Origin of the sequence: Microbacterium sp., from assembly GCF_051953575.1 — a bacterium.
GTDB lineage: Bacteria > Actinomycetota > Actinomycetes > Actinomycetales > Microbacteriaceae > Microbacterium.
Map to the genome: position 1 here is coordinate 1 of NZ_JBQCIP010000171.1, position 18,842 is coordinate 18,842.

Below are 18,842 nucleotides of genomic sequence, written 5' to 3' on the forward strand. Positions count from 1 at the left end.
CGCGTCGGCGACCTTGGCGCGAGTGGCGTCGCGCTTCTCGGGCGCGACGTACGAGTTCGCGGCGAGCTGCAGCTGACCGAGCGTCGTGCGCACGGTGGTCGACTCGGTCTCGGCCCCGATGTTGCGCAGGACGAGGTCGACGTAGTCGGAGGCGGATGCCTCGGCGTCGCGCGTCTGGTCCCATGCGGCGCCCCACACGAGCGAGCGCGCCAGCGGGTCGCTGATCTTGCCGAGGTGGTCGATGGCCGTCTGAAGCGACTGTGCGTCGAGTCGGATCTTGGCGTAGGCCAGGTCTTCGTCGTTGAGCAGCACCAGCGCCGGGCGCTTGTGGCCCTTGAGCTCGGGAACCTCGGTCAGGTCACCGTCGACGTCGAGCTCGACGTGATGGACGCGGACGAGCGCGTCGCCGTCGAGCTCGTAGAAGCCGACGCCGAGGCGGTGCGGGCGGATGGTCGGGTAATCGGCGGGAGCCGTCTGCACGATCGCGAACCGCGTGATGCTGCCGTCGACGTCGGTGACGATCTCGGGCGCGAGCGTGTTGACGCCCGCGGTCTCGAGCCACTTCTTCGACCAGGTCGACAGCTCACGGCCGCTGGTGGCCTCGAGCTCGGCGAGCAGGTCGCCCACCTCGGTGTTGGACCACTGGTGCTTCTTGAAGTAGGCGGCGACGCCGCCGAAGAACGCCTCGATGCCGACCCATGCAGCCAGCTGCTTGAGGACCGATCCGCCCTTGGCGTACGTGATGCCGTCGAAGTTGACCTGGACGTCTTCGAGGTCGTTGATCTGCGCCACGACCGGGTGCGTCGAGGGCAGCTGATCCTGACGGTACGCCCAGGTCTTCTCCATCGCATTGAACGTCGTCCAGGCCTCGGTCCACTCCGTGGCCTCGGCGGTGGCGATGGTCGACGCCCACTCCGCGAACGACTCGTTGAGCCACAGGTCGTTCCACCACTTCATGGTCACGAGATCGCCGAACCACATGTGGGCGAGCTCGTGGAGGATCGTGACGACGCGGCGCTCCTTGACGGCGTCGGTGACCTTGGAGCGGAAGACGTAGGTCTCGGTGAAGGTCACCGCGCCCGCGTTCTCCATGGCGCCGGCGTTGAACTCGGGCACGAACAGCTGGTCGTACTTCGCGAACGGGTACGGGAAGTCGAACTTCTCCTCGAAGTACGCGAAGCCCTCACGCGTCTTGTCGAAGATGTAGTCGGCGTCGAGGAACTGCCACAGGCTCTTGCGCCCGTACACGCCGAGGGGGATCACGCGGCCCGAGGCGCTCGTGAGCTCCGAGAAGGTGGCCTCGTACGGGCCGGCGATGAGAGCCGTGATGTACGACGAGATGCGCGGAGTCGGCTCGAACGTCCACGTCGCACTGCCGTCGCCGTGGCGCTGGGAGTCGGGTGTGGGGGAGTTCGAGACGACCTTCCACGGCTCGGGGGCCGTGATCGTGAACTGGAACGTCGCTTTGAGGTCGGGCTGCTCGAACACCGCGAACACGCGGCGCGAGTCGGGCACCTCGAACTGCGAGTAGAGGTACACCTCGCCGTCGACGGGGTCGACGAATCGGTGCAGGCCCTCACCGGTGTTGGTGTAGAGGCAGTCGGCGTCGATCACGAGCTCGTTGTCGGCGGCGAGGTCGTCCAGCGCGATGCGCGAGTCCGCGAACGCGGCGGCAGGATCGATGGACCGGCCGTTGAGGGTGATCTCGCGCACGTCGCGTGCGATGAGGTCGATGAAGGTCGAGGCGCCGGGCGTCGCCGTGAAGCGCACGACGGTGCGCGATCCGAAGATCTCGGCGCCCTTCATCAGGTCGAGCACGACCTCGTACGACTGCGTGTCGACGATCGCGCGGCGCTCCTGCGCCTCGATGCGGGTGAGGTTCTCTCCAGGCACTGCTGTGGCTCCCATGGGTGAGGATGACGGATGATCTCGAAGCCTCCGCGATGCGCAGGCCCGTTCCGGCGGCCGCCGCGGGCACTGCTGGCACCCGCGACAACCGTCCCAGCCTACGTGGTGCGGGCCCCGAATCGCCGTCTGACGTGGTCGCGCGCGTGCTCGACGGCGGCCGGCAGGTCCTCGAACAGGTGATTGCGATGGCGGAGCGAGTCGAGCACGCCCACCGTGCGGAACAGCTCTTCATGGCCCGGCTGCACGCCCTTGATGAGCACCGTCACGCCGCGTCGCTCGAGGGTCTGCACGATGTCGGTCAGCACGCGCGCCCCCGTCGCGTCGACGAGCTCGATCCGTGACATCCGCAGCACCACGACGGTGACGTCGCGCAGGGCCGTGACGGCGTCGAACACCTTGTCGGCGGCGGCGAAGAACAGCGGCCCGTCGACGCGGATGATCGCGATGCGGGCGTCCTCGGGACTCGGCGGGCCGGGCGGCTCCTCGCGATGGACGGCGGTGGCTCCCGCGAGGCCCCGCAGTGCGAAGATCCCGGCGAAGAGGACGCCGATCACGACGGCGACGATGAGGTCGAACGACACGGTCACGATCGCGGTCAGGAGGAAGGCGCTCGCGTCCGCGCGCGTGGACCTGAGCAGGGAGCGGACGGTGGCGAGGTGGACCATGCGCACGGCGGTGAGCATCAGCACGCCGGCCAGTGCGGCGAGCGGGATCGCGCCGACCGGTCCCGACGCGAACAGCACGACGCCCAGCAGCACGGCCGCGTGGACGATCGACGCGAGCCGCGATCTCCCGCCGGAGCGGACGTTGACGGCCGTGCGGGCGATCGCGCCGGTCGCCGGCATCCCTCCGAACAGTCCCGAGCCGATCGAGGCGACCCCCTGCCCGACGAGCTCGCGGTCGGGGTCGTACGGCCCCGTGTCGGCCAGAGATGCCGCGACCCGGGCCGACAGCAGGGACTCGATCGCGGCGAGCGCCGCGACCGTCAGGGCGGGCATGGCCAGGTCGCCGAGGGTCGCGGGGCCGACGGCCGGGAACGCCGGCGCGGGCAGCGACGACGGCAGCGCGCCGATGACGGCCAGGGGTGTCGGGAGCACGACTGCGAGCACGGTGACGATCGCGATGCCGATGAGCGACCCGGGCAGGGCGGGGTGGATGCGGGGCGCCACGAGCATGCAGGCGACCACGACCGCCGCCGCGCCCAGCGCCCACGGCACGTAGGCCCGATCCGCTCCGGCGACGGCCTGCGCCGCGGCCACCACGGCGTTGGAGCTGTGCTCGCCCGCGCCGGCCGGCGTCGGCGACACCAGGAGGGGCACCTGCTGCACGAAGATGATGACGGCGATGCCGAGGGTGAACCCCTCGATGACGGGCCAGGGGATGAACGACACCGCACGGCCGAGTCGCAGCAGTCCCGCCGCCAGCACGACGACGCCGGCGAGCACGCTGATCGCTGCGACGGCGCCCGCACCGTGCGATGCGACGATGGGCACGAGGACCACGACCATCGCACCGGTCGGCCCCGATACCTGGACGTTCGACCCGCCGAAGACGGCCGCGAGCAGCCCGGCGACGATCGCGGTGACGAGACCCGCCTCTGCGGTGAGACCCGAGCTGACGCCGAACCCCAGGGCGAGGGGGAGTGCCACGATGCCGACGGTCACCCCCGCGACGAGGTCGCCGCGCCACGTGCGCTTCAGGTCGCGGTAGTCGCCCGTCGACGGCAGGAGCGCGCGCACCGCGCGGGCGAACCGGCGTGCGCGACGCTCGTGGGGTGCGGCATCCATCCCGGTCATCTGGCGGGGAGCGTCGGCAGCGACCCGGCGTCCGCGAGCATCTCGCGGTCGTTCGCCAGCACGTCGAGCAGCAGCGCACGGGCGACGGCGAGCAGCTCGGCGACCTTGGCGTCGGTGAGCCGGTAGTAGACGTGGCTCGCACGACGCTCCGACTCGACGAGACGATGACGCCGCAGCACCGACAGGTGCTGCGACAGGTGCGACGCCTCGAGGCCGGTCTCGGACTGGAGGTCGGCGACGCTCACCTCGTCGGCGGCCGACAGGAGCTCGAGGATGCGGATCCGGAACGGGTGCGACAGACCCTTGAAGAGCCCGGCCTTGACCTCGTACAGCGGACGCTGCTGGCGTGTTAGCGGCATGATGAAGTCATCATATCGCCGGGATGACCGCAGCGGCGGTGTCAGGATGGAGGGGTGAGCCCCGCCGAACAGCCTCTCGTCCCGTTCGCCTCTCCCGCCGCGGCCCCCGGTGCGCCCTTCGTCGAGGTCCCCGTCGCCTACGACGGCATCCTGCTGGCCGGCTTCGGCGGCCCTGAGGGTCAGGACGACGTCATCCCGTTCCTGCGCAACGTCACCCGAGGTCGGGGTATCCCCGACGAACGGCTCGAAGAGGTCGCGCACCACTACCGCCACTTCGACGGCGTCAGCCCGATCAACGCTCAGAACCGCGCGCTGAAGGCGGCGCTCGAGGCCGAGCTGGCGCGCCGCGGCATCGAGCTGCCGGTGTACTGGGGCAACCGCAACTGGTCGCCCTACCTCGACGAGGCGGTGAAGGATGCCGCCGCCGCCGGCGACACGAAGCTCCTCGGGCTCGCGACGAGCGCCTACTCGTCGTTCTCGAGCTGCCGCCAGTACCGCGAGGACTTCGCTCGGGTGCTGACCGAGACGGGGCTCGCGGACACGGTGAGCATCGACAAGGTGCGCCAGTTCTTCGACCACCCCGGGTTCGTGCAGCCGTTCATCGACGGCGTGCGCGCAGCGGTCGCCGGATTCCTCGATGACGGCATCGCGCCCGAGGCGGTCCGAGTGCTGTTCTCGACGCACAGCATCCCGACGGCCGACGCCGAGCGCTCCGGACCGCGCGAGGGCGACGAGCTGCACCGCGATCTCGGCGAGGGCGGAGCCTACGCCGCGCAGCACCTCGCGGTGGCGGAGGTCGTGATGGCGGCCGTGGCGGCCGAGGTCCCCGGCGCCGAGCGGATCGGCTGGGACCTCGTCTATCAGTCGCGGTCGGGCCCCGCGAGCCAGCCATGGCTCGAGCCCGACGTCAACGACGTGATCGCCGAGCTGCCGGCCGCCGGCATCCAGGCGGTCGCGATCGTGCCCGTGGGGTTCATGAGCGACCACATGGAGGTCCTGTGGGACCTCGACACCGAGGCCATGGAGGCGGCCGAAGAGGCCGGCATCCGCGCGGTCCGCACGCCGACCCCGGGCGTCGACCCCGTCTTCGTGGCGGGCCTCGTCGACCTGGTCGAGGAGCGCCTGAACGGCACACCCGCGTCGGAGCGCCCGCACGCGACCGGACTCGGCCCCTGGTTCGACGTGTGCCGTCCGGCGTGCTGCGAGAACGTCCGCGCCGGGTTCAAGCCCGCCGCCGCCGGCATCGCCCCCTGATCCGGACCCCTCCCTGTCGAGTGGATGCCGCGACCGCCGGCATCCCGTCCCCTCCTGCCCGCCCCTCTCTAGGATTGAGCCCATGCGCATCCACATCGCGACCGACCACGCCGGCCTCGAGTTCTCGACGCAGCTGCTTCACCACCTCGCCGCGGCGGGGCACGAGGTCGTCGACCACGGTCCGCTCGAGTACGACCCGCTCGACGACTACCCGGCCTTCTGCATCCGGGCCGCGCAGGCGGTCGTGCGCGACCAGGCCGCCGGCATCGAGGCGCTCGGCATCGTGTTCGGCGGTTCGGGCAATGGCGAGCAGATCGCGGCGAACAAGGTGACGGGCATCCGCGCCGCGCTCGTGTGGAGCATCGCCACGGCAGAGCTCGCCCGTGAGCACAACGACGCCAACGTGATCGCGATCGGCGCCCGCCAGCACACGTTCGACGAGGCCGTGTCGTTCATCGACCGGTTCATCGCGACGCCGTTCTCGGGCGAGGAGCGTCACGCCCGCCGCATCGCGCAGCTCGCCGCGTACGAGGCGGACGGCTCGCTGCTGCCCGACCCGCGCGCGTCGGCCGGCGGCCCGGACGTGCTGGCGGCCGACGACAGCTCGTTCGACCCCGAAGCCGGCTGACCCGATGCCCGAGGGCCATTCCGTCCACCGCATCGCACGCCAGTTCGACCGCAACTTCGTCGGTCGCCCGGTGCTCGCCTCCAGTCCGCAGGGCCGCTTCGCCGAGGGCGCGGCGATCCTGAGCGGACGGACGGCCACCGAGGTTCGTGCGGTCGGCAAGCAGATGTTCCTCGAGTTCGACGACGACCTGTGGCTTCGCGTGCACCTCGGCATGTACGGGGCGTGGGACTTCGCCGGCGAGATCCTGGTCGACCCGACGATCGCGTCGGCCAACGGCCGGATGGGGCAGACGAACCAGCGCGGCACCGACCTCGGCGACCCGATCCTCGACACGGCGGGCGAGAACTCCCTGACCTCGATCGGCGCCCCGCGCCGCGCGCGTGTGCACGTGCGCATGTCGGAGCAGACCACGGGGCTCGCCGACGAGGGGGAGGAGTGGCCCCCGCCCGTCGTCGGACAGGTGCGACTGCGCCTGCTGACGGACGTCACGTGCGCCGACCTGCGCGGCCCCACCGCGTGCGAGCTCCAGACGCCCGACGAGGTGGCGGCGACGATCGCGAAGCTCGGGCCGGATCCGCTCGTCGACGACGTCGCCGAGGGCGAGGAGCGCTTCACCTCGGTGGTGCGGCGCAAGCCCACCGCGATCGGCCTGCTCCTCATGGACCAGAACGTCGTGAGCGGGATCGGCAACGTGTACCGCGCCGAGCTGCTGTTCCGGGCGCGGCAGAACCCGCACACCCCGGGCCGGGACGTCCCCGAGGAGGTCGTGCGCGACCTGTGGCGGGACTGGGTGCGCCTGCTCGCGATCGGCGTCGAGACCGGCCAGATGATGACGATGGACGACCTCGACCCCGACGCGTACCGCGCGGCGATGGCCAGCCGTGACGACCGGCACTGGGTGTACCACCGTGCGGGTCTTCCCTGCCGCGTGTGCGGAACGACGATCGTGGTGGAGGAGGCGGCGGGGCGCAAGCTCTACTGGTGCCCCTCGTGCCAGGCGTGATCCGGCGCCTTCTCCCGCGCGAATAGGCTGAGCGCATGCGCCAGAACCCCAGCTTCGCGATGACCGATGTCGGCGAGATCCGCCGCCTCATCGACCAGAACCCGTGGGTGACGATCGTGAGCGCGACCGACCAGGGCCTCGTCGCCTCGCACTACGCGGTGCTCCTGGACGAGGGGCGCGACGACTTCACGATCGTCGGTCACGTCGGCAAGCCCGACGACCTCGTCCACGGGCTCGGCGAGCGCGAGCTGCTCGTGGTGGTGCAGGGCCCTCACGGCTACGTCTCGCCCGGCTGGTACGGCGACGTGCAGAGCGTTCCCACCTGGAACTTCGTGTCGGCGCATCTGAGCGGCATCCCCGAGCTCCTCACGCCCGAAGAGAACCTGCAGGTGCTCGAGCGCCTCGTCGCGCGGTTCGAGAGCGGGATGCCGCAGCCCCGGCTGATGTGGGAGCCGCCGAACGATCCCGACTTCGTCCGCCGCCTCGAACGGGGCACGGTGGGCTTCCGGCTGACGCCGACCCGCGTGGTCGGCAAGCGCAAGCTCAGCCAGAACAAGTCCGACGAGATCGTCGAGACGGTGATCGCCGAGCTCGAGGCGGGCGGCAGCCCGTACGCCGACCCGCGGCTGCCCGGTGAGATGCGCCGCGACTTCGAGACGCGCAGGGCCGCGCGGTGACGGCGGAGCGCGGCGACGCGCCTGAGGTGATCGCGAACGCCCGGCTGACCGGCTCGGAGCGCACGGATCCCTTCGGGGACGAGGTCGTCGACGTCCACCTCGCCGACGGGCTCGTGGTCGACATCGCGCCGGCGGGTGCGCTGCCGCGTCGTGGCGTCGTGGTCGATGCCGAGGGCGGTCGGGTGATCCCTGGGCTCTGGGACCACCACGTGCACGTCGTGCAGTGGGCGCTGTCGGCGCAGCGCCTGCCGCTCGGAGAGGCGGTCTCGGCGGCCCATGCGGCGACGCTCATGGCGCAGGCGCCGACGCTCCCCGACGGGCGACGGGTCGGCAGCGGGTTCCGTGACGCCTTCTGGCCGGACCTGCCGGACCTCGCCGTGCTGGATGCGGCCACCGGTGAGGTCCCGACCTACCTCATCAACGCGGACGTGCACAGCGTTTGGCTGAACTCGGCCGCACTGCGGCGCGAGGGGTTCGAGCCGGACGGCGTCGGGCTGCTGCGCGAGGAGCCCGCGTTCGAGATCTCGCGGCGGCTGAACGCCGTCGACGTGTCGGTGTCGGATCCGCTCGTGGCGAGCATGGCGCAGGATGCCGCCTCCCGCGGCGTGACCGGGCTCGTCGACTTCGACATGGCGTGGAACGACGAGGCCTGGGCGCGCCGGCTGGCAGCCGGGTTCGACGCGCTGCGGGTGTCGTACGGCATCTACCCCGAGTTCCTGGAGCGTGCGATCGCGCAGGGCCTCCAGACCGGCGACGCCGTCCGCGGAGACCGGGCTCACGACCTGGTCCGCGTCGGCCCGCTCAAGGTGATCACCGACGGCTCCTTGGGCACACGCACCGCCGCGTGCTCGCACCACTACCCGGGCGACGCGCACAACCACGGTCTGCTCACCGTCGATCTCGCGACCCTCGTCGAGCTCATGACCCGTGCCACGGGGGCGGGTATCGCCTCTGCGATCCACGCGATCGGAGACGTCGCGAACTCGCACGCGCTGGAGGCGTTCGGCGCGACGGGCGCGTGGGGCACGATCGAGCACGCGCAGCTCGTCGCTCACGCCGACATCCCTCGGTTCGGCCGCCTCGGCGTGGGGGCCAGCGTCCAGCCCGAGCACGCGCTCGACGACCGGGACCTCACCGACACCGTGTGGTCCGGGCAGACGGCGCAGCCGTATCCGCTTCGGGCGCTCGCCGACACCGGCGCGAACCTGCTGTTCGGATCGGATGCGCCTGTCGCGCCGCTCGATCCGTGGGCGGCGATGGCGTCGGCCGTGTTCCGCACACGCGACGGGCGCGACGCCTGGCAGCCGCAGCAGCGGGTCGACGCGGCGACCGCGCTGGCGGCATCCACGCGAGGGGGCTCCGCGGTCGCGGCGCGTCTTCGGCCGGGCGACATCGCGGATCTCGCCGTGTGCGAGCACGACCCGCTGACGGCCGACGAAGCCGCGCTGCGAGGCATGCGCGTGTCGGCGACGCTCGTCGGCGGCCGCCTCACCCACGTGGCCTGACCCCAGGCGCGTACGGGGGGTCTGCCCCCGTACCGGTTCGGGAGAGCGTCGGATGCCGTCATCCCGGCGCCGTCGCGAGGCTGGAGGCATGACTTCAGACGTGCCCGCGCCCCCTGCCCCTCCGGGTCTCATGCCCGCCGTGCCGCCTCCGCGGCGGCGCCGCCGTCGGGGACTCGTGATCGGGCTCATCGTGGCGCCGCTGGCCGTCATCGCGCTGCTGGTCGGTGCGGCGGCCGTCTGGTTCGCGACCAACTCGGTCCGGGCGACACCGCCCGCGGCCGGCACGGTGAGGTTCGAGAGCCCTGTGGCGGTGCCCCCGCTCGCGGAGTCCCACATCGAGGACGGCGTGCGGGTGTTCGCCCTGACCGCGGCCGAGGGACGCACGTCGTTCGTCCCGCAGGGCGCGACGCCGACCCTCGGCTACAACGGCTCCTACCTCGGCCCCACGCTGGTCGCCGAGCGCGGCGAGCAGGTGCGCGTCGACGTCACCAACGCGCTGGCCGACACGACGACGGTGCACTGGCACGGCATGCACCTTCCGGCGGCGATGGACGGCGGCCCTCACACGCCGATCGCCGCAGGCGCGCTGTGGCAGCCCACGTGGACGGTCGACCAGCCCGCCGCGACGCTCTGGTACCACCCGCATCTGCACGGCCGCACGCGCGAGCAGGTGGACGCCGGGCTCGCCGGCATGTTCCTGGTGCGCGACGACGAGGAGTCCGCGCTCGCGCTGCCGCGGGACTACGGCGTCGACGACTTCCCGCTCATCGTGCAGGACCGCTCCTTCAACGCCGACGGCGCCTTCGCCGGCGGGCTCGGCATGCAGTTCGACGGCGTGCTGGGCGACACGATCCTCGTCAACGGCACGGTCGCGCCGTACCTCGACGTCACGACCGAGAAGGTGCGGCTGCGCCTCTTGAACGGCTCTAGCGCGCGCATGTACGACTTCGCGCTCGCGGACGGGCGGGAGTTCGACCTCATCGGCACGGACGGCGGACTGCTGGAGGCCCCCGTCGCCTCGACCGACATCCCGCTCTCGCCCGGAGAACGCGCCGAGATCGTCGTGACGCTCCGGCCCGGTGAGCGCATCGCCCTCCGCTCGAACGCGCCGGATCCCGCGCTCCACGCCGGCTCGGCGGCGTTCGACGTGCTCGAGCTGCGGGCTGCGGCATCCCTCTCGCCGTCGCCGGACGTCCCGGCGCACCTGGCCGACGTGCCCGCGCCGGACGCCGCGGATGCCGTCGCCGAGCGCACGTTCGTGATGTCGGGTCACAACATCAACGACGCGCAGATGGACCTCGGCCGTGCCGACGTCGTCGCGACCGTGAACACCGCCGAGGTGTGGACCGTCCGCAACGACAACCCGTTGCCGCATTCGTTCCACGTCCACGACATGCAGTACCGGATCCTGAGCATCGACGGCTCGCCGCCGCCGGCCCGTCTCGCGGGCTACAAGGACACGATCGCCCTCGAAGGCGACCGGGAATACCGCCTTCTCGTGAGGTTCGACGACTTCGCCGACCCGACGACGCCGTACATGTACCACTGCCACCTGCTGTGGCACGAAGACCAGGGCATGATGGGACAGTTCCTGGTCGTCGAGCCGGGCCAGCAGCCCGCCCTGACTCGCCCCGAGGGAGAGAACGATGACCACAACGACCACTGAGACCGCCCCGCTCGGGCCGGAGGCGACGCGCGCCGCGACGGACGGGTTCTGGGCGTCGTACGGGCGCGCCTGGCTGCGCACTCCCGGCAGCGCGCTGTACCTCCTCGCCGTGTTCGTGCTCGCCATGATCTCGGTGAGCCTGCTGGCGTCGCTGTTCTGGACGAGCGTCGGTCTGCTCGTCATCGTGATCGGGCTGCCGCTCATGGTGCTGACGCTCCTCATCGCGCGCGGATTCGGCATCGCCGACCGCTTCATGCTGCGGCTGACGGGTCTGCCTCCCATCTCCGAGCCGGAGTGGAACCGCGACGGGCCCGACAGGACCGGCTTCTGGGCGACGCTCACCCGCCCGGTGCGCAACGCGCACTACTGGGCGTACCTCACGCACGGGATGATCGTCACGCCCATCATCAGCACCGTGTCGTTCGCGATCACGACCGTCTGGCTGAGCGTCGGACTGGGCGGACTCACGTACTGGTTCTGGGGCGTGTTCCTCCCGAGCGGCGCCGACAACGGGGACTGGGGCCAGTACGTCTCGGCCGGCGTCCCGTGGCTGTTCGGCGGATGGGATGCCTGGGCCGTCGAGGTCGTCCTGTACCTCGTCGCCGGCATCGTCTTCACGTTCACGATGCCGTGGGTGCTCGGCGGGCTCGCTCGCGGACACCACGCGGTCGCCGACGCGATGCTCGGCCGCTGGAGCTCGGACGAGCTGGCAGCCGAGGTGCGCGCCGAGGCCGCGGCCCGCGGCGCCGCCGTGCACGCCGAAGATGTGGCCCTGCGCCGTCTCGAGCGCGACATCCACGACGGTCCGCAGCAGCGCCTGGTGCGGCTGCAGATGGACCTCGCCGCCCTCGAGCGCCGCGCAGAGGCCGGAGACGCGGATGCCGCCGCCGAACTCGCCCGCGAGGCCCGCGGCCACGCGAAGGCCGCGCTGGACGAGCTGCGCGCGCTGTCGAGCGGTGTCGCACCGCCCCTGCTGCAGGACCGCGGTCTGGCCGCGGCTCTCGACGCGCTCGCCACGAGCTCGCCGCTGTGGGTCCAGGTCGAGGTCGATCCGGCCATCGACCGCGCGGTCAGTCAGGAGGTCGCGCGCACGGTGTACTTCGTCGTCGCCGAGCTCATGACGAACGTCGTGAAGCACTCCGGTGCGACCGCCGCCACGCTCCGCGCGACGCTGCGCCGCTCGACGGCGGGCACGCCGACGCACCTCGATGTGTGGCTGGTCGACAACGGACGCGGGGGAGCGGTGCTCTCTGCCGGACACGGGCTGGAGGGCCTGCGCGAACGTGTCGCCGGGCTCCGCGGCGTCCTCGTCATCGAGAGCCCCGTCGGCGGGCCGACCTCGGTCGGCGCGCACGTGCCGCTGACGGTCGCGCCGTGACGGATCCCTATCCTGAGGGGGTGGCCGTCTCCTCCGCGCATGATCCGTCCAGGCTCCGCGTCGTCCTGTTCGAAGACTCCGTCCTTCTGCGGGAGGGCCTCGTGCGGCTCTTCGACGAGGCCGGCTACACGACAGCGGGCGCGTGGGGCGATGCCGAAGACGTCGTGTCGCGGGTGCGCGACGCCCGGGCCGACGTCGCGATCCTCGACGTGCGTCTGCCTCCGGGGTTCCGGGACGAGGGGATCAAGGCGGCCCTCGCGCTGCGCGCCGCACTGCCCGAGGTGGGGATCCTCGTGCTCAGCCAGTACGTCGAGGGCGTGTACGCCCGCGAGCTCCTCGCCGGCGGCGAGGGCGGTGTCGGGTACCTCCTCAAAGACCGCGTGACGTCTCTGGAGGAGTTCTCGGATGCCGTCGTCCGCGTCCGCGAGCGCGGCACCGTGCTCGATCCGCTCGTCGTGCAGGGACTGCTGTCGGCCCGGCCGGACCCGCTGTCGACGCTGACGCCGCGCGAGCGCGATGTGCTGACCCTGATGGCCGAGGGCCGCAGCAACGCCAGCATCGCGCAGCGGCTGTTCATCGGCGTGGGCGCGGTCGAGAAGAACATCAGCGCCATCTTCGCGAAGCTCGGGCTGGAGGAGTCGGGCACCGAGCACCGCCGGGTGCTCGCCGTCCTCGCCTTCCTGCAGCATCCCTGATCCGGTCCGACATGACGAAGGGCCCCAGGCGATGCCCGGGGCCCTTCGTCATGTCGTCACGTTCACTCGGCGAGGTGCGCGAAGAGGAACCAGCGGTCCTTCTCCAGCGTCTCCTTGATGCCGATCACGACGTCCTGGCTGGTGAGGTCGAACTCGTCGAGCCCGTCGATCGCGGCCTGCACGTCGCCGATCACGGCGTCCATGTCGGTGATCACGTTGCGGATGAGCGCGTCCCACTGGGTGAAGCCCGCCGGGACGGCCGTCGCCGGCGTCTTCTCGGCGACGGTGGCCACGCGGGCGTCGACCGGGAGGCCCAGGGCGACGATCCGCTCGGCGGCCTGGTCGGCGCCGGCCTGCGCGTTGGCGACCACCGCGTCGAGCAGCTCGTGGATCGCGATGAAGTTCGCCCCGCGCACGTTCCAGTGCGCCTGCTTGCCGTTGACGGCGAGGCCCTGAAGTCCGAGGACAACGGGGGTGAGGAACTGCGCCGTCGCGGCGGCGGCATCGGGGTTCGCTGCGGTAGCGGGAACGGTCTTCGTGTCTGTCATGTCTCTCGCCTCCATCTGCGGAGTGCCGCCGATCGGGGCGGTCGTCCTCCAGTGACTGCAACGCTACTCACGGGGAGTCATTCCGCAAGCAAGAGAAGGCTGGGCTAATCCCGTGTTCCGCGCCGTCGGTGCGGGCTCGCGGCCCCGGAGCGGCTAACGTCGATGCGTGCCTTCCGCAGATCACGACCTCGGACCGCAGCATCTGGGCGTTCCCGCCAAGACCGTGACCCGAGAGCCCCACGACCGCTCGCCCGAACACGCCGAACCCTCGCGCTTCCTTCCCCACGTGCAGGGACTGCGCGCGATCGCGGTGCTGTGCGTCGTGCTCTACCACTTCTGGCCCGGCCGCATCACGGGCGGCTACATCGGCGTCGACATCTTCTTCGTGATCTCGGGCTTCCTCATCACCTCGCACCTCATGCGCGAGATGACGGCGACGGGCACCGTCAAGCTCGGGCAATTCTGGGCGCGTCGTGCACGGCGCCTGCTGCCGGCATCCCTTCTCGTCCTGCTGTTCTGCGCCGTCGTCGTGATGTCGCCGTACCTCATGCCGACCTCGGCGCTGCCGAACGAGGTGCGCGAGATCCTCGCGTCGACGTTCTACGTCGAGAACTGGTACCTGGCGCTCAACTCGGCCGACTACCTCAACCACTCGGGCTCGCCGACGACGGTCCAGCACTACTGGTCGCTGTCGCTGGAAGAGCAGTTCTACGTGATGTGGCCGCTCATCATGCTGCTGGCCGCGTGGATCGGCGTGAAGTACTTCCGCGGCGCTCGGCGCCGTGCGATCCTCGTCGCGCTCGGCATCGTCACCGTGGTCTCGTTCGCGTTCTGCGTCGTGTTCACCATCACCAACCCGGCACCGGCGTACTTCGTCACCTTCGGCCGCATGTGGCAGTTCGGCGTCGGCGCGATGATCGCGCTCGTCCCGATGCTGCGGGTGCGCAACGCGATCGGCAGCTTCGTGCTCGGCTGGGGCGGCATCCTGATACTCGTCTACGTCACCTTCACGTTCGACGGCCAGACGCCGTTCCCCGGGTACATGGCGGCCCTGCCGACGCTGGGCGCCGCCGCTGTCATCGCCGCCTCGAACACCGAGCGCTGGTGGTACCCGACCCGCATCCTGTCGATCCGTCCCGCCCAGTTCGTCGGCGACATCTCGTACTCGCTGTACCTGTGGCACTGGCCGCTCATCATCATCGCGCCGTCGGTGCCGTTCTGGGGGCTGACCATCTACCACCGCGTCGCCCTGCTCGTCATCTGCTTCGTGCTGGCCTGGCTCACCAAGCGGTTCGTCGAAGATCCCGTGCGCGGCTGGAAGGTGCTGACGACGCGCCCGGCCCGGGTCACCCTGTGGTCTTCCCTCGCCGCGATGGTCGTGGTCGCGCTCGTGGCGGCGACCGCGTGGTTCGTCAACGCGCCCCTGTACAACCAGGGCACCCGCGACATCGCGCAGCTGCAGCAGAACCCGCCGGAGTGCTTCGGTGCGGCATCCGTCCTGGATCCGTCCTGCGCCGGCACGGACTTCGGCGACAAGATCCTGCCCGCTCCCGGATTCGCCGGCATCGACCGGCCCGAAGACCCGCAGTGCTTCGTGCAGCTCACCGACTCGCGCCCCGTATCGTGCGAGTTCGGCTCCGACGCCCCCGACGCGCCGCGCGTGGCGCTCATCGGCGACAGTCACGCGTATCAGCTGCTGCCGACCTTCCAGCGCATGGCCGAGGCCAACGGCTGGAAGCTCATCACCTGGTTCAAGGGCGCGTGCCCGTGGAACACGACCCCGCTGTCGACACCCGGCGCCTTCGGTGCGGCGTGCTCGGACTGGCGCGAGGGAGTGCAGCGGGCGATCGATGACACCGACCTCGACGTCGTCTTCACGGCAGCCATCGCCAACACGCCCTATTCGTCGGCCGGCTATGCCTCGTCGCACGACGCGGCGGTCGCCGGCTACCGCGACGCGTGGAGCACCGTCACCGATCGCGGCATCCCGGTGATCACCGTCGTCGACAACCCCGTGTGGGAGACCGACCCCAACAAATGCCTGCGCACCCGCGACGCATCCGAATGTGACGGCGCGCGCTCCGACGTGCTCGTCGAGAACGATCCGCTGAGGGATGCCGCCACCGGCCTGGACTCCGTCACGCTGCTCGATTTCACCGACGTGTTCTGCGGCGAGGACACGTGCGCGCCCGTCGTCGGCGGCGCGAACATCTACCGCGACCAGGACCACCTCACGGTGACGTTCGTCGACACGCTGGCGCCCTGGTACACCGAGGCCATCCAGGGGGCGCTGGCGGGTAGGGTCGCACCATGACGGTCGCACCGGGAGCCTCGATCCTCTTCGCCGCGGGCAGGACCCCTCAGCTGGATCCCACCTCGTTCGTCGCCGCCGGCGCCCGGGTCGTCGGGGGAGTGACCCTCGGTCCCGGCGCGAGCGTCTGGTACAACGCGGTGCTGCGCGCCGACGGCGACACCATCACGGTCGGAGCCCGCAGCAACCTGCAGGACAACGTGTCGGTCCACGTCGACGCGGGGCATCCTGTCGTCATCGGCGAGGACGTGTCGGTCGGCCACAACGCGGTCGTCCACGGCTGCACGATCGGCGACGGCTCGCTCATCGGCATGGGGGCCGTCGTCCTCAACGGTGCGAAGATCGGATCCGGATGCCTCATAGCGGGCGGCGCCGTGATCCTCGAGGGCGCCGAGATCCCCGACGGCTCTCTCGTCGCCGGCGTGCCGGGCAAGGTGCGCCGCGAGCTCACCGATGACGAGCGCGCCGGACTGCTGCGCAACGCCGAGCACTACCTGCACCACATCGAGGAGCACCGCGGCGCGGTCTCGGTCGCCTGACGGGCGCGGCCTCAGCTGCGGGCGGGCGGGTGGTTCTTGCCGCGGTGCACCTCGTAGAGACGCACGTGGCCCGGCCACGACGGATCGTTCTCGATGGGGCGGTCGTCCATGAACGCGCGGATGACGTGGGCGAGCTGTCCCGGGTGGCTGTAGTTGATGGCGTGCGCCGCACCCTCGAGCAGCACGACCAGCACGTGACTGTCGGTCTGGCTCGCGACCTCGTCGACGCGGTGGGCGTGGGGGAGCAGCGGGTCGCGCTGCCCCAGCACGACGAGCGTGGGGATGCGCAGCTGGAGCAGCCGCTGCAGTGACGGGTACTGGGTGAGGGCGCGGAACATGCGCATCGTGCTCGGGATGCCGAACCGCACGTAGTCCGGCACCGCGACGGTCGCCATCTTGAACGGCTCGCGCGGGGCGTCGGCCGACAGCTGCCCGATCGCCTTGCGCAGGGGCTGATTGTGGATGCCGCCCGCCGGCGAGACGAGGACCGCCCGGTCGATGCGCTCCGGGTAGCGGTGCGCGAACTCGATGATCACCGGGCAGCCCATCGAGTTCCCGACCAGGGTCGCCCGCTCGACCTCGCGGTCGTCGAAGAAGTGCAGCGCCGCCTGTGCGAGGTCGGGGATGTCGAGCATGCCCTTCGCCTTGCCGCTGCGCCCGAATCCCGGCAGATCGGGCACGTAGGTGTGGAACTCGTCCGACAGCCGCTCCGCGGTGGGCAGCAAGTACCTCCCCGACAGACCGAACCCGTGCACGTGCGCCATCACGCGCGCGCCGGCCGGCGGGTTCGGCGATTCGCGGTAGAACACGTCGACGCCGTCGACGCGCGTCCACTTCTCGGCGAGCGTCGACGCGGGGCGGCGCGGAAGCTTCCGCGGCGTGCCCGGCGGGGGTGACGGCGTGTTCGCGTCCATGGCGGCTCCCAGATGCATCGAACGGTGCGATGTCAGTCTGCCGCGCGGAGAGGCGCTTCGGGAGACCCGCGAGGGGGTGTGTCCTACCGGATTGTGGAGGGGATGACGGGAATCGAACCCGCACCATCAGTTTGGAAGACTGAGGCTCTACCATTGAGCTACATCCCCGCAGCGGCGAGCCGCGGCATCCGACAGTCTATGGCACATGACGGCCGACTCCGGCATCGCAGGCGGTGCCCGGGCGGGTCGGCTAGACTTCTCGGGGCCACTGCGCTTCTCGGAGCGCAGGAGGGCGCACGCATGCGTGCGAACCCGCCCGGGGCGTAGCTCAGCTTGGTAGAGCGCCCGCTTTGGGAGCGGGAGGCCGCAGGTTCAAATCCTGTCGCCCCGACATCACGGCCCACAGAATTGCGAACCCAGACCTTCATGCCGCGCGCTCGCGCGGTCCGATAGAGGAGAAGTAACAGGCATGGTGAACAGCACCGTCGAGAAGCTCAGCCCGACCCGGGTCAAGCTGCACATCACGGTCAGCCCCGACGAGCTGAAGCCGTCGATCAAGCACGCGTACGAGCACATCGCTCAGGACGTCCAGATCCCCGGCTTCCGCAAGGGCAAGGTCCCCGCCCCCATCATCGACCAGCGCATCGGCCGCGTCGCGGTGCTCGAGCACGCTGTCAGCGAGGGCCTCGACAACTTCTACCGCGAGGCCGTCTCGGCCCACGAGCTGCGCGTCCTCGGGCGTCCGGCCGCCGAGGTCACCGAGTGGCCGAACGAGAAGGACTTCTCGGGCGACCTCGAGGTCGAGGTCGAGGTCGACGTGCGTCCCGAGTTCGACCTGCCCGCCTTCGAGGGCACCACGGTCGAGGTCGAGGCCATCGAGGTCGACGACGCCGCCATCGACGAGGAGCTCGACCGCCTGCGCGGCCGCTTCGGCACGCTCGTGACGGTCGACCGCCCCGCCGCGTCGGGCGACTTCGTCGAGCTCGACCTCGTCGCGACGATCGACGGCACCGAGATCGACCGCGCCGAGGGTGTCTCGTACGAGGTGGGCTCGGGCGAGCTGCTCGAGGGTATCGACGAGGCGATCGACTCGCTCACCGCGGGTGAGGACACCACGTTCCGCTCCAAGCTCGTCGGCGGCGACCACGCCGGCGAAGAGGCCGAGGTGTCGGTCACGGTCAAGGCCGTCAAGGAGCGCGAGCTGCCCGAGGCCGACGACGACTTCGCACAGATCGCGAGCGAGTTCGACACCATCGCCGAGCTGCGCGACAGCCTCAAGGAGCGCGTCGGCCAGCAGGGCGCCTTCACGCAGGGCTCCGCGGCGCGCGACAAGCTCATCGAGGTCCTCCTCGAGCAGGTCGAGATCCCGGTCCCGCCGCAGCTCATCGAGGACGAGGTCCACAACCACCTCGAGAACGAGGGGCGCCTGGAGGACGACGTCCACCGCGCCGAGGTCGCCGAGGCCAGCGAGAAGCAGTTCAAGACCCAGATGCTGCTCGACAAGATCGCCGAGTCGGTCGACGTGCAGGTCTCGCAGGACGAGCTCACGCAGTACCTCGTGCAGTCGGCCGCCCAGTACGGCATGGCGCCGCAGGACTTCGTCAACGCGCTGCAGGAGGGCAACCAGCTGCCCGCCATCATCGGCGAGGTCGCGCGCAACA

The 18,842-nt window shown here is 70.9% G+C and carries 16 protein-coding genes and 2 tRNA genes; 12 read left to right on the plus strand and 6 right to left on the minus strand.

Going from position 1 to position 18,842, the window contains the following annotated elements:
* From pepN to ACTHNQ_RS10620, 3 genes are all read right to left on the minus strand, one after another.
* Window positions 1-1,893, minus strand: a 1,893-nt coding sequence (pepN, locus tag ACTHNQ_RS10610) for an aminopeptidase N (protein WP_440333351.1), incomplete at its 3' end; no start/stop codon positions are given.
* A gap of 113 nt (window positions 1,894-2,006) precedes the next feature.
* Window positions 2,007-3,695 (minus strand): SulP family inorganic anion transporter, encoded by a 1,689-nt coding sequence (locus tag ACTHNQ_RS10615; protein WP_440333337.1) that lies wholly within the window; start codon window positions 3,693-3,695, stop codon window positions 2,007-2,009.
* Window positions 3,696-3,700: 5 nt separating this feature from the next.
* Window positions 3,701-4,063: an ArsR/SmtB family transcription factor gene (locus ACTHNQ_RS10620; RefSeq protein WP_440333338.1), complete on the minus strand. Its 363-nt coding sequence runs from the start codon at window positions 4,061-4,063 to the stop codon at window positions 3,701-3,703.
* Between the two features lie 54 nt (window positions 4,064-4,117).
* On the opposite strand from ACTHNQ_RS10620, the gene ACTHNQ_RS10625 reads away from it, so the two are divergent.
* From ACTHNQ_RS10625 to ACTHNQ_RS10660, 8 genes are all read left to right on the plus strand, one after another.
* On the plus strand, window positions 4,118-5,317 hold the full coding sequence (locus ACTHNQ_RS10625; protein WP_440333339.1) for a ferrochelatase: 1,200 nt from the start codon (window positions 4,118-4,120) through the stop codon (window positions 5,315-5,317).
* Window positions 5,318-5,399: 82 nt separating this feature from the next.
* Window positions 5,400-5,945 carry a ribose-5-phosphate isomerase gene (locus tag ACTHNQ_RS10630; protein ID WP_440333340.1) on the plus strand — a complete coding sequence of 182 codons (546 nt, stop codon included), beginning with the start codon at window positions 5,400-5,402 and terminating at the stop codon, window positions 5,943-5,945.
* Between the two features lie 4 nt (window positions 5,946-5,949).
* Window positions 5,950-6,948 carry an Fpg/Nei family DNA glycosylase gene (locus ACTHNQ_RS10635; RefSeq protein ID WP_440333341.1) on the plus strand — a complete coding sequence of 333 codons (999 nt, stop codon included), beginning with the start codon at window positions 5,950-5,952 and terminating at the stop codon, window positions 6,946-6,948.
* Between the two features lie 35 nt (window positions 6,949-6,983).
* Window positions 6,984-7,625 (plus strand): FMN-binding negative transcriptional regulator, encoded by a 642-nt coding sequence (locus ACTHNQ_RS10640; RefSeq protein WP_440333342.1) that lies wholly within the window; start codon window positions 6,984-6,986, stop codon window positions 7,623-7,625.
* Window positions 7,622-9,130, plus strand: a complete 1,509-nt coding sequence (locus tag ACTHNQ_RS10645) for an amidohydrolase (protein WP_440333343.1) — start codon at window positions 7,622-7,624, stop codon at window positions 9,128-9,130. Before ACTHNQ_RS10640 ends, ACTHNQ_RS10645 begins: the two co-directional genes overlap by 4 nt.
* 88 nt (window positions 9,131-9,218) lie before the next feature.
* A complete protein-coding gene (locus ACTHNQ_RS10650) occupies window positions 9,219-10,796 on the plus strand; it encodes a multicopper oxidase family protein (RefSeq protein WP_440333344.1) in 1,578 nt (525 codons plus the stop codon).
* Entirely contained in the window at window positions 10,777-12,174 is a 1,398-nt protein-coding gene (locus ACTHNQ_RS10655) for a sensor histidine kinase (RefSeq protein ID WP_440333345.1), read from the plus strand. Before ACTHNQ_RS10650 ends, ACTHNQ_RS10655 begins: the two co-directional genes overlap by 20 nt.
* 20 nt (window positions 12,175-12,194) lie before the next feature.
* On the plus strand, window positions 12,195-12,869 hold the full coding sequence (locus tag ACTHNQ_RS10660) for a response regulator transcription factor (protein ID WP_440333346.1): 675 nt from the start codon (window positions 12,195-12,197) through the stop codon (window positions 12,867-12,869).
* Window positions 12,870-12,931: 62 nt separating this feature from the next.
* Here ACTHNQ_RS10660 and ACTHNQ_RS10665 read toward each other — a convergent pair whose 3' ends face one another.
* A complete protein-coding gene (locus ACTHNQ_RS10665) occupies window positions 12,932-13,417 on the minus strand; it encodes a Dps family protein (protein WP_018171017.1) in 486 nt (161 codons plus the stop codon).
* Between the two features lie 166 nt (window positions 13,418-13,583).
* Between ACTHNQ_RS10665 and ACTHNQ_RS10670 the strand changes: the two genes are divergently transcribed.
* The gene (locus tag ACTHNQ_RS10670) at window positions 13,584-15,731 is read left to right on the plus strand and encodes an acyltransferase family protein (RefSeq protein WP_440333347.1); all 2,148 of its coding nucleotides are present in this window, start codon (window positions 13,584-13,586) and stop codon (window positions 15,729-15,731) included.
* Complete coding sequence (locus ACTHNQ_RS10675) at window positions 15,728-16,267, plus strand: gamma carbonic anhydrase family protein (RefSeq protein ID WP_440333348.1); 540 nt, start codon at window positions 15,728-15,730, stop codon at window positions 16,265-16,267. Before ACTHNQ_RS10670 ends, ACTHNQ_RS10675 begins: the two co-directional genes overlap by 4 nt.
* 11 nt (window positions 16,268-16,278) lie before the next feature.
* Here ACTHNQ_RS10675 and ACTHNQ_RS10680 read toward each other — a convergent pair whose 3' ends face one another.
* Complete coding sequence (locus tag ACTHNQ_RS10680) at window positions 16,279-17,181, minus strand: alpha/beta fold hydrolase (RefSeq protein ID WP_440333349.1); 903 nt, start codon at window positions 17,179-17,181, stop codon at window positions 16,279-16,281.
* Between the two features lie 94 nt (window positions 17,182-17,275).
* Window positions 17,276-17,349, minus strand: a tRNA-Gly gene (locus ACTHNQ_RS10685).
* 149 nt (window positions 17,350-17,498) lie between these two features.
* Between ACTHNQ_RS10685 and ACTHNQ_RS10690 the strand changes: the two genes are divergently transcribed.
* Both ACTHNQ_RS10690 and tig read left to right on the plus strand, forming a co-directional pair.
* Window positions 17,499-17,572 (plus strand) — tRNA-Pro (locus tag ACTHNQ_RS10690).
* A gap of 78 nt (window positions 17,573-17,650) precedes the next feature.
* Window positions 17,651-18,842: trigger factor (tig, locus tag ACTHNQ_RS10695; protein ID WP_440333350.1), on the plus strand; the 1,192-nt coding region annotated here is incomplete at its 3' end.